The organism is Pelovirga terrestris, assembly GCF_014773365.1.
GTDB classification, from domain to species: Bacteria; Desulfobacterota; Desulfuromonadia; order Desulfuromonadales; family Geopsychrobacteraceae; genus Pelovirga; species Pelovirga terrestris.
In genome coordinates this window covers 24,375-37,981 of record NZ_JACWUN010000006.1, presented here as the reverse complement: position 1 = coordinate 37,981, position 13,607 = coordinate 24,375, and the positions used below count along the sequence as shown (strand labels likewise).

At 53.5% G+C, this 13,607-nt stretch carries 13 protein-coding genes; 4 read left to right on the top strand and 9 right to left on the bottom strand.

Annotated elements, in window-relative coordinates; all coding sequences use genetic code 11:
• Window positions 1-25 precede the first annotated feature (25 nt).
• Together hflC and hflK are read right to left on the bottom strand one after the other, a co-directional pair.
• A complete protein-coding gene (gene hflC / locus ICT70_RS06570) occupies window positions 26-958 on the bottom strand; it encodes a protease modulator HflC (protein WP_191154709.1) in 933 nt (310 codons plus the stop codon).
• Window positions 955-1,995 (bottom strand): FtsH protease activity modulator HflK, encoded by a 1,041-nt coding sequence (gene hflK, locus ICT70_RS06565; protein ID WP_224746877.1) that lies wholly within the window; start codon window positions 1,993-1,995, stop codon window positions 955-957. The genes hflC and hflK overlap by 4 nt, the downstream gene beginning before the upstream one ends.
• Window positions 1,996-2,216: 221 nt before the next feature.
• Between hflK and ICT70_RS06560 the strand changes: the two genes are divergently transcribed.
• Window positions 2,217-2,522 (top strand): MTH1187 family thiamine-binding protein, encoded by a 306-nt coding sequence (locus ICT70_RS06560; protein ID WP_191154707.1) that lies wholly within the window; start codon window positions 2,217-2,219, stop codon window positions 2,520-2,522.
• A gap of 20 nt (window positions 2,523-2,542) precedes the next feature.
• Here the strand turns inward: ICT70_RS06560 and rsgA are convergent, their stop codons facing one another.
• The 3 genes from rsgA to ICT70_RS06545 all read right to left on the bottom strand — a co-directional run bounded on the left by rsgA (window position 2,543) and on the right by ICT70_RS06545 (window position 4,928).
• Entirely contained in the window at window positions 2,543-3,547 is a 1,005-nt protein-coding gene (gene rsgA, locus ICT70_RS06555) for a ribosome small subunit-dependent GTPase A (RefSeq protein WP_191154705.1), read from the bottom strand.
• Between the two features lie 90 nt (window positions 3,548-3,637).
• On the bottom strand, window positions 3,638-4,351 hold the full coding sequence (locus tag ICT70_RS06550; protein ID WP_191154703.1) for a 16S rRNA (uracil(1498)-N(3))-methyltransferase: 714 nt from the start codon (window positions 4,349-4,351) through the stop codon (window positions 3,638-3,640).
• A 10-nt stretch (window positions 4,352-4,361) separates the two neighbouring features.
• Entirely contained in the window at window positions 4,362-4,928 is a 567-nt protein-coding gene (locus tag ICT70_RS06545) for a cob(I)yrinic acid a,c-diamide adenosyltransferase (protein WP_191154701.1), read from the bottom strand.
• A gap of 412 nt (window positions 4,929-5,340) precedes the next feature.
• On the opposite strand from ICT70_RS06545, the gene ICT70_RS06540 reads away from it, so the two are divergent.
• The 3 genes from ICT70_RS06540 to ICT70_RS06530 all read left to right on the top strand — a co-directional run bounded on the left by ICT70_RS06540 (window position 5,341) and on the right by ICT70_RS06530 (window position 8,137).
• On the top strand, window positions 5,341-6,996 hold the full coding sequence (locus tag ICT70_RS06540; protein ID WP_224746876.1) for an L-lactate MFS transporter: 1,656 nt from the start codon (window positions 5,341-5,343) through the stop codon (window positions 6,994-6,996).
• Window positions 6,997-7,069: 73 nt separating this feature from the next.
• Window positions 7,070-7,672 carry an acetate uptake transporter gene (locus ICT70_RS06535; RefSeq protein WP_191154698.1) on the top strand — a complete coding sequence of 201 codons (603 nt, stop codon included), beginning with the start codon at window positions 7,070-7,072 and terminating at the stop codon, window positions 7,670-7,672.
• 126 nt (window positions 7,673-7,798) lie between these two features.
• Entirely contained in the window at window positions 7,799-8,137 is a 339-nt protein-coding gene (locus ICT70_RS06530; protein WP_191154696.1) for a hypothetical protein, read from the top strand.
• 8 nt (window positions 8,138-8,145) lie between these two features.
• Here ICT70_RS06530 and ICT70_RS06525 read toward each other — a convergent pair whose 3' ends face one another.
• The 4 genes from ICT70_RS06525 to ICT70_RS06510 all read right to left on the bottom strand — a co-directional run bounded on the left by ICT70_RS06525 (window position 8,146) and on the right by ICT70_RS06510 (window position 13,472).
• Window positions 8,146-9,522: a sigma-54-dependent transcriptional regulator gene (locus ICT70_RS06525; protein WP_191154694.1), complete on the bottom strand. Its 1,377-nt coding sequence runs from the start codon at window positions 9,520-9,522 to the stop codon at window positions 8,146-8,148.
• 24 nt (window positions 9,523-9,546) lie between these two features.
• The gene (locus ICT70_RS06520; protein WP_191154692.1) at window positions 9,547-11,514 is read right to left on the bottom strand and encodes a sensor histidine kinase; all 1,968 of its coding nucleotides are present in this window, start codon (window positions 11,512-11,514) and stop codon (window positions 9,547-9,549) included.
• 153 nt (window positions 11,515-11,667) lie between these two features.
• Window positions 11,668-13,059 (bottom strand): dihydrolipoyl dehydrogenase family protein, encoded by a 1,392-nt coding sequence (locus ICT70_RS06515; protein WP_191154690.1) that lies wholly within the window; start codon window positions 13,057-13,059, stop codon window positions 11,668-11,670.
• Window positions 13,060-13,115: 56 nt separating this feature from the next.
• Window positions 13,116-13,472 carry a hypothetical protein gene (locus ICT70_RS06510; protein ID WP_191154688.1) on the bottom strand — a complete coding sequence of 119 codons (357 nt, stop codon included), beginning with the start codon at window positions 13,470-13,472 and terminating at the stop codon, window positions 13,116-13,118.
• Between the last annotated feature and the right edge of the window lie 135 nt (window positions 13,473-13,607).

Below are 13,607 nucleotides of genomic sequence, written 5' to 3'. Positions count from 1 at the left end.
AGGGTGTTGTAACGGATGTTACCGGCTAAAATCCGGCATCGCGCGTGCGCAGGTATTTATAATAGTCGGAATCTGCGGAGATCACCAGTTTGCCATTTTTGGTCAGGGTTTTCTGGTAGGATTCCATCGTCCGTAAAAAGGCATAGAGCTCTTTGTCCTGATTGTAAGCATCAGCATAAATTGCGGCGGCCTGAGCATCGGCGTTACCGCGAGTTTCCAGAACCTTGCGGTGCGCTTCGGAGCGGATCTGCTGCAGTTGCAGATCCATTTCGCCTAGAATATTGGCCTTTTCCCCTTCACCTTCCGACCGATAGCGAGCCGCAACCTGTTTACGCTCGTTGATCATCCGTTCATAGACCCGCTCACGTACCTGCTCCACGTAGTTGATGCGTTTGATCTGGATATCGACCAGTTCAATCCCGTAAGCCGGGGTACTGGAACTGGCGCGGGAGAGCACATCACGGATAATGGTTTCGCGACCGATCATTTCATCCGCCCCGATCTCTTTACCATCTACCTCAAAGGCTTCACCTGCGTCAGCCTTGTAATCACTGCCGCGCACCAGTTCGGCCAGCAAGTGACTGGAGACCGCGTCACGCACCACTGAATCGAGGATATTGTCGAGGCGACTCAAGCCCCCCTGGATATTGAAAACGGTTCGGTAAAAAACCAGCGGATCGGTAATCCGCCAACGGGCGGTGGTATTCACCCAGATAAAACGCATATCCTTGGTCGGAATCTGATTGGGATCACCATCCCACTTGAGGATGCGTTTTTCAAAACGGTTGACGTTCTGGACAAAGGGGAGTTTAAAGTTCAGCCCCGAGTCAGTAACAGTACGTACCGGATCGCCGAACTGGGTAATGACCACCTGTTCGGCTTCGTTCACTGTATAAAATGCGTCCTGGCCGACAAGAACAGCCGCCAGAATAATAACAACCAATAATCCGTTTTTCATCGGGCGGCTCCTTCCGTGATTTTGCGCAGGGGCAGCAAAGGTAGTGCGCCACCGTTAATATCATCCATGATGTAGGTTTCATCGAGCTGGGGCAGGACCTGCTCCATGGTTTCGATAAAAATCCGCTGACGGGTCACCTCGGGCGCGCGTTTATATTCGGTGAGCAGGGACAGGAACCGATTGGTTTCACCGCGGGCGCGATTAACCCGCTCTACGGCATAACCTTCGGCTTCCTGCAACGCTCTCTGGGCTTCACCACGGGCGCGCGGAACTTCCTGGTTGAACTGGGCGCGCGCCTGCAGGATCAGACTTTCCTTTTGCTGCTCGGATTCGTTGACCTCGTTGAAGGCACCCTTGACCGGATCGGGCGGCGTGACATCCTGAAAGCGGACGGTGACAATCTGTACGCCGATATCGTAATTATCGAGGGTTTCCTGCAGGGTCTCCTCAACCTTCAGCGCCAGTGACACCCGTTCCGTGGTCAGAACTTCGGTTACATTGGCGTTACCCACCGCCCGGCGCACCATGGCTTCGGAAACATCGCGGATCGTGCCGACAGGATCGTGGATTTTAAAGACATACTTATAGGGGTCACGAATCTGGTACTGAACAATCCACTTGATGTCACTGACGTTCAAGTCACCGGTCAGGGTCAGAGATTCTTCCTCCAGGCCGCGCGTGGAAAGGGTGGGACGAACACCCGATCCTGCAGACCGGAAGCCGAATTCTTCTTTCAGCACTCGCCCGGTCGGTACCAGAAAAACCTGATCGATGCCGAAAGGCACCTTGAAGTGCAGGCCCGGCTCGGAGAAGGTGGCAAATTTGCCAAACCGCAGCACCACACCGGTTTCTTCGGTATTAACTTCGTACATACTGCTGTAAACACCAATAATGATCACCAGCACGGCCACAATAAGGATAATCGGCCGCATACTCTTTTTGGGATCCAGTTGCATTTTTTCTTTAAAGCGATTGGTCATGTCGATGACCTTTTTCTCCAGGTCTTCCCCGGAAGGACCTTGTCCCCAATTCTGCATTGCTACCTCTTTTTTTCTGTGTCAGGGTTGACGAACGATGACTTTGCTACGATTTAAGTCTGCCATGAACCGATGAATATAACAGATTATTCTTTCTGATGGGAGATTTTCGGAGTCTTAATGCCGTATTGTGCCCCACCAAGTGCTGGCCGGCACGTCAAGGGAGAGCTATACTACCGGTACCAGAATACCAACCCGACCAGACAAAGGAGCCCAATATCATGAAGGTGATCGTCGATCTCTGTGTCGTCCCCCTGGGGGTGGGGGTGTCCGTTTCCAGCTATATCGCGCGCTGTCAGAAAATCCTCGAAGACGCCGGACTAACAATCAATCTGCACGCCTACGGCACGAATATTGAGGGAGATTTTGATCAGGTGTTCGCCGCGATCAAGCGCTGTCATGAAGATATTCATGCCGCAGGTGCCCCGCGCATCAGCACCACCATCAGGCTGGGGACACGTATCGATCGGGAGCAGAGCATGCAGGACAAAATCCGCAGCGTTGAAGAAAAGCGATCCGCTACCTGAAAAGCCGGCGGCTGACGGGTTTACTTTCTACCTCGACCCAGGGCATGGAGTTCATTTTTCAGCTTGAGATAACTGGCCAGGCGATCGCTGTCGAGGGTTCCCGCAACTGCCGCCTGTTGCACGGCGCAGCCCGGCTCATGGTCATGGCTGCAATTGCGAAAGCGGCACTTTTGCGCCAGGGTGAGAATGTCGGCAAACGACTCCTCCAGGTCGGCACTCTCCCCCCACAGATGCAATTCGCGCATGCCGGGATTATCCATTAAAACCCCCCCTTGTGGCAGCAGAAACAGTTCACGATGGGTGGTGGTGTGACGTCCTTTACCGTCGGAACTGCTGACCGCCGCGATTTTCTGGCGATCCTCGCCGAGTAGCCCATTGACGATCGTTGACTTGCCTACCCCGGAGGAACCGAGGAATGCCACGGTTTGGCCCGGTTTCAGATACTGCTGCAGGGGCAATAGCTGCAGCGGTTCCAACGCCGAGCAAACAACTACCGGAGTTGTGCCGGCAACATTTTTGACCTCTTTAACACAAACTGCAGGGTCAGGGCACAGGTCAGCTTTGTTGAGAATCAACACCGCGGCAGCGCCGCTGCTGCTGACCAGGGTCAGATAACGCTCAATCCGGCGCAGATTGAAATCCTGATCGAGACCGCTGACAATGATCACCAGATCAACATTGGCGGCGATCACCTGCTCCTCGGCCCGCTGCTCCTTGCCTTTACGTCGACCAGACAGATTGCGCGAAAAGGAATTGCGGCGCGGAAGCTGGGCAACGATGGTGCCTCGCTCCTGCCCTTGAGGAGCAACTACCACCCAGTCACCGACGACCGGTAGATCCGGACGACCACCGGCGTGGTGGCGGATCTTTCCGGTAAAGCGGACAGTCAGTTCACCAACCGGAGAAAGTACCCGAAAATAATTTTTCTCCCCGCGAATCACCCGTGCCGGCAGATGACGACCGTCATTAAAGGGGGCAAAAGCTTCCGCAAAATCTGTCGCCCAGCCCCATTCTTCTAATATCATTGTCATATTCCATTGGTTGATGGCGGCGCAAAAACATCATGGGTTGCTGGACTGTTGTTCATACTACCAGCCACGCTCATCGTAAAGGATCTAGCGGACAAAGCGTGACAACAGCGCCGGCACCACCGTCTCCACCGTTAAAATACGCTCGCCAAAATGAACTGCCCCGAAATCGGCCTGTTTGAGTTTTTCAATTTCGTAGGGGATAAAGCCCCCTTCCGGGCCAACCGCAAGACAAGCGGGAACCTGTGGTTGATAGGGAAAGGCGCCATCATCCCCCCCGGGATGAGCCACCAGGTTGATGGTGCTGCTACTGATGCCGGGCAGTTCATCCTCGACAAAGGGGCGGAAGCGCGGGCACAAATGAACCTGCGGCAGGACCGTATCGCACCCCTGCTCGAGGCCCAGGCAGAGTTGCTCTCTCATCTTGCCAGGGTGCAGCAACGGACTGCTCCAGTAACTTTTATCGACCCGATAACTATTGATTAGATAGAGAGATTTAACCCCCATACTGGTGATCCCGCGCAACAGTCGCCGCAGCATTTTCGGGCGCGGCAAAGCCAGCAGCAGTGTCACCGCCAGCGGAGCTGGTGGCTGTTGATCAAGATGAACCGTCAAGGTCAGACCGGTGGAATCAATAGCCTCAATCACCCCTTGCCCCATCAGACCGTTGATCCGCCCAGTGCGCAAATGGTCACCCAGGTCCTTGCCCAGCAAGCCAGTGATGTGATCGAAACGGCGATCACTTAACCTCACACGATGATCATCAATAAAATCGTTGTCGTCGAGCAAGATCAGATTCATACCTGTCGCGTCATCGATGTTCCCCCGGTTGCCAGAAGATATCTGCCTTGCCGCCGTCGTTGCAAAGCCGGGCCCAGACAAAGCAGAGATCGGAAAGACGATTGAGAAAACCCAGGCACAGGGGATTAATCTGTTCCATTTCAGCCAAGGCAACCAGCTCGCGTTCACAGCGGCGGGTGACGGTGCGGGCCAGATGGAAGAGTGAAGCGGCGCGGGTGCCTCCGGGCAGGACAAAGTTCCGGGCTGGTTCAATTTGCGATCTGGCCTCTTCGAGCCAGCTTTCCAGGGCGTCAATCTGTCCCTGGTGGACGTTGGGTATGCGCGCAGCAAATTCACTGTCGGCAGGAGTCGCCAGCTCTCCCCCCAGATTAAACAGTTCGTTCTGCACCTGCAGCAGCTTGTCCTTGATCCCTGCCGGCATCTCTTCACAGCGCACCAGCCCCAGCACTGAATTGAGCTCATCGACGGTCCCGTAGGTTTTTACCCGCTGCGAAGCCTTGGAAATACGGGTTCCATCAACCAGACTGGTCTGGCCTTTGTCGCCGCCGCGGGTCATAATCTGATCTAGTGTCGGCATAATACACCTCTCTGAATTTTTGCATTTGAACACATCATCGGGTTGTTAAGTGTACGGAAATATCAACCCGGTGACCAGCCCCACAAATTCGCAATTCTGCAAAAAAATCTTCGGCAGACATCACAAGTACAAACCGCTGTTCTGATTGCAGCCTTTCCTAATTGGTTTTATTGAAATCTTTACCTATTTTCAAGTGGTTAGAAATAAAACTTCTTTTCTGTTCCGAGTTAAAAGGAGGCTACCCTCCCCCTGCAGCAATTGCAAATGTGCGAAAATGCCCTCGTCACGGTGTTTTTGACCAATCGCACATTAGCTCTTAACTATTTGGAATTATTGAGGGTATTTTTTTTCACAGATTGGCACACAGGTTGCCTTAAAGAAGGTCATACAATCGCACCCGAGGAGAACTGCCATGGCCATCTGCCCCTACTTTGATCAAGACCAAAAATTCTGCGACGTCGGTGAAGACTATGTTTCTCCTTACGACGTTGTTGCCATGTCTCATTACTGCTCGAGCAGATACCGGGAATGTGACAAGTTTCCCAGTCTGACCGAACGCTACCCGGAGATCCTGGCGCAAGTGAACCCGGCTGAAGCCATCCCCAAGGGAATTGAAGAAGCCCAGCCACTCTACGCCTATGCAAAACCGGCACAAAGAGAGGTTGCCGGGAGGGTGCGGATCCCTCTTGCCATCAAATTTGACAATAAATGGCCTTTGTTCCATCGCCTGAATCGTGTGATGTCCATTCAACAATCTCATGTCATAACACCAGAGGAGAGAGAAGTGATGAAACCGGAAACCATCAAAAATCGTGGCAAGCAAGTTGTCTTTGCCGGACTCGGCATCAACCTGGCCCTGGGCATTCTCTATGCCTATAGTATGCTCAAGGGTGAAATCAGTAAATTGTTTGCCGGCTCGGGCGACCCCTACGCTACTGCCTGCCTGGCCTTTGCTTTATCGATGATTCTTGGTGGCAAGATGCAGGACAAGGTTGGCCCACGCCTGACCGCCATTCTCGGTGGTCTGCTGGTAGGAGCCGGCTTTATCGTTTGTTCCATGACGTCGAGTTACTGGGGCTGGGTGCTGGGCTTCGGTGTCCTGGCCGGCCTTGGTATCGGCTTCGGCTACTCGGCCGCAACGCCGCCGGCTCTGAAGTGGTTTTCTCCAGCCAAAACCGGTCTGATTGCCGGGATCGTTGTCTCCGGCTTCGGCATTGCTCCGGTTTATCTGGCACCACTGTCTCAATACCTGCTGGGCCAGTATGGTTTGCATAGTACCATGATGATCCTCGGGGTCGCCTTCATTGTCATTGTATGTGGTATGTCGATGCTGCTTACCAACCCCCCGGCCGGTTTTGCCGCCGCTACGAAAGATACAGCTTCCAGCGCTAAAACCACCCCTGCAGCACCTACGGTCGATGTTGGGGCGACTCAAATGCTCAAAGAAGGTCGTTTTTACACCCTGTGGCTGACCTTCTTCATCGGTGCCGGTGCCGGCCTGATGGTCATCGGCAGTATCGCCGGCATCGCCAAACAAAGCATGGGCGAAATGGCCTTTATTGCCGTGGCGGTTATGGCCATTGGTAATGCTGCAGGACGGATTGTTGCAGGAATCCTGTCGGACAAGATTGGTCGTGCCTCAACCCTGACCCTGATGCTGGTCTTCCAGGCTGCTTTGATGTTTGCTGCCATTCCGGTTGTCTCCGGAGCCGGTTCCGGCGCCCTGCTGGTGACCCTGCTGGCAACCTTTATCGGCTTTAACTACGGTTCTAACCTGTCCCTGTTCCCCTCTTTTGCCAAGGATTTCTGGGGTGCCAAAAACTACGGGATGAACTATGGTATTCTCTTTTCCTCCTGGGGCATCGGCGCCTTTGTGCTGGTCAAAGTGTCAGCGCTACTCAACGCTAAATACGGTGGCATGGAAAGCTCCTTCATGGTCGCCGGCGTTCTGTTGCTGGTCGGAGCGATGATGGCCATGTCACTGCGTCCACAAAAAGCAGCCGTACCGGCAACGGCACCGATCTTTGTCGAAGACGAAGATCTGGTCCTGGAACAAGTACGCGACTAACCGTCCACCCCTTCATGGTGCTAAAAGACAGCCCTCCATTGCGAGGGCTGTCTTCCCTTTTACTGGAGCTGACATGACTGCACCAGCACCTCAAGCCATCCAGCACGAACTCCCTACTCCAGCCCTTCTGGCTCTGGCTGCTTCACTGCTGATCTATCTGTTCAGCCTGCTGGGGCCCTACCGTCCGCCGGTCCTGCTGAGCGGGATCATCCTGGTGTGCGGCGGGGTGATTCAACTAACCTACGGCTTACGCAGTCATCAGCAGGGGCACCCCCGAGCGGCCGCAACCTTACTCCCCTTCGGATTTTTCTGGCTATCGTTGATCAGTTACGAAATTTTTCCGGAACTGGGTCTTGGGCGTCACCCCAACGCTATGACCATGTTTTCCTATTTAAGCCTGTGGGCCCTGTTTGCAGCCATTTTATTCCTTGGTAGTTTTCGCCGCAGTATAGCCGTGCAAACTCTGTACGGCGCGATCATGTGTTCCTTGCTGGCACTGTCGATGAATCACCTCAGGGAGGATCAAGTCTTTCTGCTGCTGGGCTGCTTGTGCGGTTTTATCGCTTCAGCAACGGCCATGTATATCGCAGTTGCCCAGACAATCAATGAAAGCAGAGGGCAGGACGTTATTCCCCTGGGCCACTGGAATGAAGAATGGGAAGGGGAAGACAAGTAACAGGCTTGCCTCAAACGCTGTTTTAGGATATTTTTTTCAGAGGGCAAACCACCGGTTGTAAATTCCGGATGTAAATTTCCTTTTCGCAGATTCGCAAAAACGCGCCTGCGAACATAACGGGGTAGCATGAGTCCTGCACAACAAATGACATTACTGGGGCTGGTTGCTCTGGCTTACTATGCCATCCTGGTGGCATCGGGCGTGGTCAGCACCGACGTTATGCCGCAATTTGTCGTTTCGGCAGTCATTTTTCTGTCATCCGGGCGCCTGTTGCGCGGTATGGCCCGCAGCCGGGTGAGAGCAGAACGTAAAGATAAAAACGGCAAGCCTCGCCCCGAGCCAAACTGGGCTCTGCGTACCCAGATTCTCAACTGGGTGATGGTCATCCTGATCATGTGTGCTCTGGGCCTGTGGATTATGAAACCGGTGGGCGTTTCCCTTCTTGAAATGTTTGGGTTTGGCTGATTCCTGCTTTACTTCCCCTTATCGCCGAGCAAATCTTCCTTGCGCAGACCGTATTTTTTCATCTTCCGATAAATTGTTGCCATATTCATCCCCGCCTTGACGGCTGCTTCCTCGATATTCCCTCCAGCGGCACTGAGCAACTGGCGCAGATAATCGATTTCAAAACGTGCCAGGGCATTATTGTAATCATCAGCGCCGGCGGACACCTCTTCAATATCGATAAACTGGGCCAGAGTCGTCAAACTGATCTGGTCCTCGGTTTCAATGGTGATACAGGCTTCAATGACATTTTTCAACTGACGGATATTTCCCGGCCAGTTGTAACTGGTGGCCGCCTGTTGCGCCGCCGGTGACAAGCCACTGATATTGGTCGCGAACTTGCGATTCTGTTCACGAATAAAGTAGGCAGCCAGCAGCAAAATATCGGGCTGACGCTGACGCAATGGCGGCAGGTGCAGATTAATGACATTGAGGCGATAGAACAGATCCTCGCGGAAGGTTCCCTGTTCCACTTCTTTTTCCAGATCGGAGTTGGTCGCGGAGATGAGCCGGACATCGACCCGCGTCGGGCTGGTATCACCAATCCGCCGGAATTCCTGCTCCTGGAGGAAACGCAGCAGGGTTTTTTGAACATTAAGAGGCAGGTTGCCGATTTCATCGAGGAACAGGGTCCCACCATCGGCCGCCTTTAACAGCCCCTCCTTGTCGGTATCAGCTCCGGTAAAGGCCCCCTTTTTGTGACCGAACAGTTCGCTTTCCATCACCGAATCGGGGATCGCGCCACAGTTGATGGCAATGAAGGGCTTTTCCTTGCGCGGGGAATTGTAATGAATCGCCTGGGCGATCAACTCCTTGCCGGTACCGGATTCGCCGGTGATCAGGGCGGAGGTGTCGCGCACCGCGACTTTTTTGACCTTTTCCAGCAGCTGCTGAAGAATCGTCGAGGTACCAATGATCTTGTCAAAATTAAACTTCCCGGCAAGCTCCTGGCGCAGTTGCTCATTCTCGCTGAGCAACTGGTTATGCTTGAGGGCGTTGCGCACCCGAAACAACAGCTCATCCGGCTCAAAGGGCTTGGTCAGCATATCGTAAGCCCCTTTGCGCAACGCCTGAATCGACATATCGACGGTGGCAAAAGCGGTAATCATGATCACCGGGATATCAGCGTCCTTGGCCTTGATCCGCAGCAGCACTTCGAGGCCGTCGATCCCCGGCATCTTGATGTCGCTGATGACCAGGTCCCACACCCCGGGGCGAAACATCTCGACCGCTTCAAGGGGGTCGGTAAAGGTGCGCACAGCATGACCATCGTCCATCAACACCGCTGCCATCATCCGGCACAACCCCTCTTCATTATCAACAACCATGATCTGTTTTGCCGTCATTCCTCATTCCCCTGACATATCATATCAATATTCCTCACGTACCAACGGCAGGCGGATAATCACCCGAGTGCCTCTACCAATCTCCGAGTCGATGGTGACCTGACCCTGGTGCATATCAATGATCTGTTTGGTAATCGCCAGACCTAAGCCGGTACCACGCGCCTTGGTGGTAAAAAAGGGCTCAAAAATCTTGTCCAGATTTCCTTCGCTGATGCCTTCTCCCTGATCGGCAAACTCGATCCGGATATAGCGATCATCTTCGATACTGGTGGCCACGCTGACCTGTTTCCCCGGTTGAGAAGCTGCTCCGGCATTAAGCAGCAGGTTGATAGCAACCTGGCGCAGTTGGTCACCATCGGCCGCAATCATCGGTAGGTCGTCGGTAAAATTCTGAACAATCTGCACATGGTTCATATCCATGTGGTTGCCGGCAAAATCGATAATCTGGCGCAGCAAACGATTGATATCGGTGGGTTCCAGTGCCGGCTTGGGGGTGCGGGAGTAGCTGAGCAGATCCTGAACAATTTTTTTGCAGCGCTTGCTCTCCCGCTTGATCTCATGAATAAAGCTGTAATTGGGGTCATCTTCCGGAATCTTCTTCTCCAGATACCCGGCATAACCAAGAATCACCCCCAGAGGATTATTGATTTCATGTGCTACCCCGGATGAAAGCACCCCGAGGGATGCCATTTTCCCCTGCTGCGCCAGCGCTGCTTCCATCTCCTTGTTCTTCCGCAACATCCGCGTCATACGGTTAAAAGCGATGGCCAGTTCACCCAATTCATCCTGACTTTCCACCGACATCTGCTCATCAAGCCGACCCTGACGTACCTTGCGCATGACACTGATCATCCGCTGGATCGGATCGGTCAGAACCTTCGCCGCCAGGGCGAGCAGGGCGGTCGCCACCAGACCGATAATCAACGGCAGCAACAACACGTGCAGGGCAATGCGCCACTTAAGATCGTTAGCCGCCCGATAGAATTCATCCTCATAGCTGCCAACCGCAACGATCCAGTCCCAGGGCTCAAAGTAGCGATAACGAACAATTTTCATCCGGTTTTTTGTATCCTGCGGGCCACGCCAGGGGTAACGAATCCAGCCATCACGCTGCTGCGCCATCTCGACAATAAAGGCCCGCCCGTCAAGATCGGTAGCATGCAGCAGATTTTCACCTTCAGCGTCAGGATGAATAGTCAGGGTACCATCTCCGGTCATCGTGTAGATATATCCGGTCTGACCGACCTTTTTGCTTTTGATCTGTTGGCCCAACAGGGCCATGGCGTTCTGCTCAAAGGTCGGGTCATCATAGGTTTCATCCAGATAGCCGCCGGCAGCAACGATCCAGTCCCAGGTATGACAATAGCGAAAGGCGACAATCTTGCGGCGCGGACGACGGTCGCCGGGTAACTCATTGTGCCAGGGATAGATGGTATAAAGGACTTCCCCCGGCGCACTCGCCAGGGCCCGCTGTTTCATCTCTTGAATAAACAACCAGCCGTTTTCATCCTGCGCAGCGCTGATGTCTTCCCCTTCACGCGCCGGATGTACGGTCAACATTCCGCTGCCGGTCATGGCGAACAGATACCCGCTGGTACCGATACTGACTTCCTTGAAACTATTACCCACCGCCTGTTGGGCAGACTCAAGATCGATCTGACCGATCCGCTGTCGGCGCTGCTGCTCATTGATCACACCGAAAGCCAGCTCAACCAGGCTTTTCATCTCCTGTTCAACAATTTTCTTCTTGTCATCACGATACACCTCAAACTGGCGATGATGATTTTCCAGCAGGTCGAGGGTAAAGCTCGCCATATGATCAAGGTCGGCACGACTGACTTGCGTCAATCCCTCATAAGCCTGGCGGGTTGCGACGTACCCAATAATTGCACCGAGCAGAAAAATCGGTACGATGATCAGGGGCAGGATAATTACCAGCATTTTCCAGCGAATTTTCATTCTGTTGAGAAAACGGGAAAATATGCGGACCATAACACCTCATTGCCGGTCAGGATTTCCGAACAAAATCTGTGACTTTATAACATGAGTTGGCCAACGGAGGAAGGATCAGGTAGCTGAAATACCCGATTTAATGAGTCAAGAGAGGCTTAATTAGTACCATTCTGTTGGAGGCATCGGGCCGAGTCAGATCAGCCCCTGCATCTGGGCATTATCGCGCGCGGCCTGACGCAGGCCATCACTGATACTCGGATAAACGTGAACCGTGGTACTTAAATCGACCACCGACAGGCCAAAACGGATTGCCAGGGTCGCCTCGTGGATGATGTCGGCTGCCCGCGGGCAGAGCATCTGGACACCGAGAATCTTTCCGGTCCCCTGTTCGGCGGTAAGCAGCACGCCGCCCAACATTTCCCCCATAACATGCGCCTTGGGCACCCGCTCGAGATCAACATACGTGGTCAGAACGCTATAGCCCTGCGCTTCGGCCTGGATGTTCGTGAGACCAACGGTGGCAAACTCGGGATCAACAAAAACCGCCATCGGGGAAAACCGATGGTCGATGGAATGATTGCCGCTTGGATCAAGGATGTTCTTAACGGCAATCTGGGCTTCCCGCGCCCCCGCCGGCGCAATCAGCGGCGCGCCGGTCACATCGCCGGCCGCCCAAATTCCCGGCACGTTGGTACGTAACTGACGATCAACCTTGATAAAACCGGCCTGATCAGTTTCCACGCCAATCTCTTCCAGTCCAAGATTTTTGGTTACCGGCGAGGTCCCGATGGCAAGCATCAGCCGTTCGGCACTAAAGCCGACCTCCGCCCCGTTAATCAAAGCAAACAGGCAGGTATTGTCGCCGTGTTTTTCCACCCGTTGGGCCTCGACGTTGCAGAGGATCTCCACACCTTCCTGCTCAAGCATCATGCGAAACAATTCTGTCAGACGCAGATCGAACTCAGCCAGCAGACGCGGTCCACGTTCGAGAATGGTGACCCGGGTACCGAAGCGGGCAAACATCTGTCCCATCTCCAAGGCGATGACACCGCCACCGAGAATGACTATCGATTGGGGAAAACAGGGGAGATGCAGGGCGTTGTAACTGGTGAGAAAGTTGACCGTGTCAAGGCCGGGGATCGGCACAACACGTGGCTCACCGCCGGTGGCGATCAACATATGTGGAGCACTGTAAATGGTGCCACCGGCATCTATTTCACATGGGGAAATAAAATGTCCACGCGCCTTGATGACCTTGATATTAGGTGACTGGTCCACCTCACGCTGATAGTGGGTTTCACGCACCGTCACCACCGCCTTTTGCTTTAACGGCATCAGGGTCCCGCAATGCGGCGCGCCGGCCTGCAGGTTCAGCCCCCAGCCTTCCCCCTTGCGCGCGCCATGGTACATCTCGGCCTTGTGAATCAGGGTTTTACTGGGAATGCACCCCCAATTGACACAGGTGCCGCCCAAGTGGGATTGCTCGATCATCAACACCTTTTTACCAGCAGCCGCAGCAATACGAGCGCCGGCAAATGCCGTCGTACCAGCTCCAAGAACAATCAGGTCAAAAGAAGTGGGCATCTTTGTTTTTTCCATTAATAAGGCAAGGGTAAATGACGTTGGCCAACCTTAGCTGTCTAGTTGTCCATGGCCTGATACTGATGTCTCAATCGGCAGATTTCCAGTTTAGCCCGATAAAGATCACGGAACACCAGACTGGAGCGTTCGAGCATCTGTTGATTATAGCAGTCAACCAGCTGACCTAAACCCTTTTTTATTTCATCAAACTGCTGCTGGGTCAGATCTGATGGAAGTTTCAGCGAGATTTCCGGAACATCTTCAATAAAGTACGTTTCAATAATTTTTTCAAGTTCTGTCTTTAAACAATTGATCACTTCCGGGTTCTGGTCAGGGGGATGCTTCGCCAAGGCCTCATCAATAATCTGTTCTATCTGCGCTTGCGATTTTTTTATCGGAATCACTTTTGCTGCCATCAGTCAGATCCTTTTCAATGCGCTCGGTTATCCCATGAGGTTACAACAGCTCCAGCATAACGGATAATGGCAAGCAGATGCAAAACGGCCACCCCAAAATAAAGTGAAGTGGCCGCATGACATTGAGCACAATTG

Coding starts and splice junctions, on each gene's coding strand:
- ICT70_RS06530 (WP_191154696.1), top strand. CDS start 7,799: ATGAGTCCTGCACAACAAATGACATTACTGGGGCTGGTTGCTCTGGCT.
- ICT70_RS06510 (WP_191154688.1), bottom strand. CDS start 13,472: ATGGCAGCAAAAGTGATTCCGATAAAAAAATCGCAAGCGCAGATAGAA.
- rsgA (WP_191154705.1), bottom strand. CDS start 3,547: ATGATATTAGAAGAATGGGGCTGGGCGACAGATTTTGCGGAAGCTTTT.
- ICT70_RS06520 (WP_191154692.1), bottom strand. CDS start 11,514: ATGGTCCGCATATTTTCCCGTTTTCTCAACAGAATGAAAATTCGCTGG.
- hflC (WP_191154709.1), bottom strand. CDS start 958: ATGAAAAACGGATTATTGGTTGTTATTATTCTGGCGGCTGTTCTTGTC.
- ICT70_RS06515 (WP_191154690.1), bottom strand. CDS start 13,059: ATGCCCACTTCTTTTGACCTGATTGTTCTTGGAGCTGGTACGACGGCA.
- ICT70_RS06535 (WP_191154698.1), top strand. CDS start 7,070: ATGACTGCACCAGCACCTCAAGCCATCCAGCACGAACTCCCTACTCCA.
- ICT70_RS06545 (WP_191154701.1), bottom strand. CDS start 4,928: ATGCCGACACTAGATCAGATTATGACCCGCGGCGGCGACAAAGGCCAG.
- ICT70_RS06560 (WP_191154707.1), top strand. CDS start 2,217: ATGAAGGTGATCGTCGATCTCTGTGTCGTCCCCCTGGGGGTGGGGGTG.
- hflK (WP_224746877.1), bottom strand. CDS start 1,995: ATGCAGAATTGGGGACAAGGTCCTTCCGGGGAAGACCTGGAGAAAAAG.
- ICT70_RS06540 (WP_224746876.1), top strand. CDS start 5,341: ATGGCCATCTGCCCCTACTTTGATCAAGACCAAAAATTCTGCGACGTC.
- ICT70_RS06525 (WP_191154694.1), bottom strand. CDS start 9,522: ATGACGGCAAAACAGATCATGGTTGTTGATAATGAAGAGGGGTTGTGC.
- ICT70_RS06550 (WP_191154703.1), bottom strand. CDS start 4,351: ATGAATCTGATCTTGCTCGACGACAACGATTTTATTGATGATCATCGT.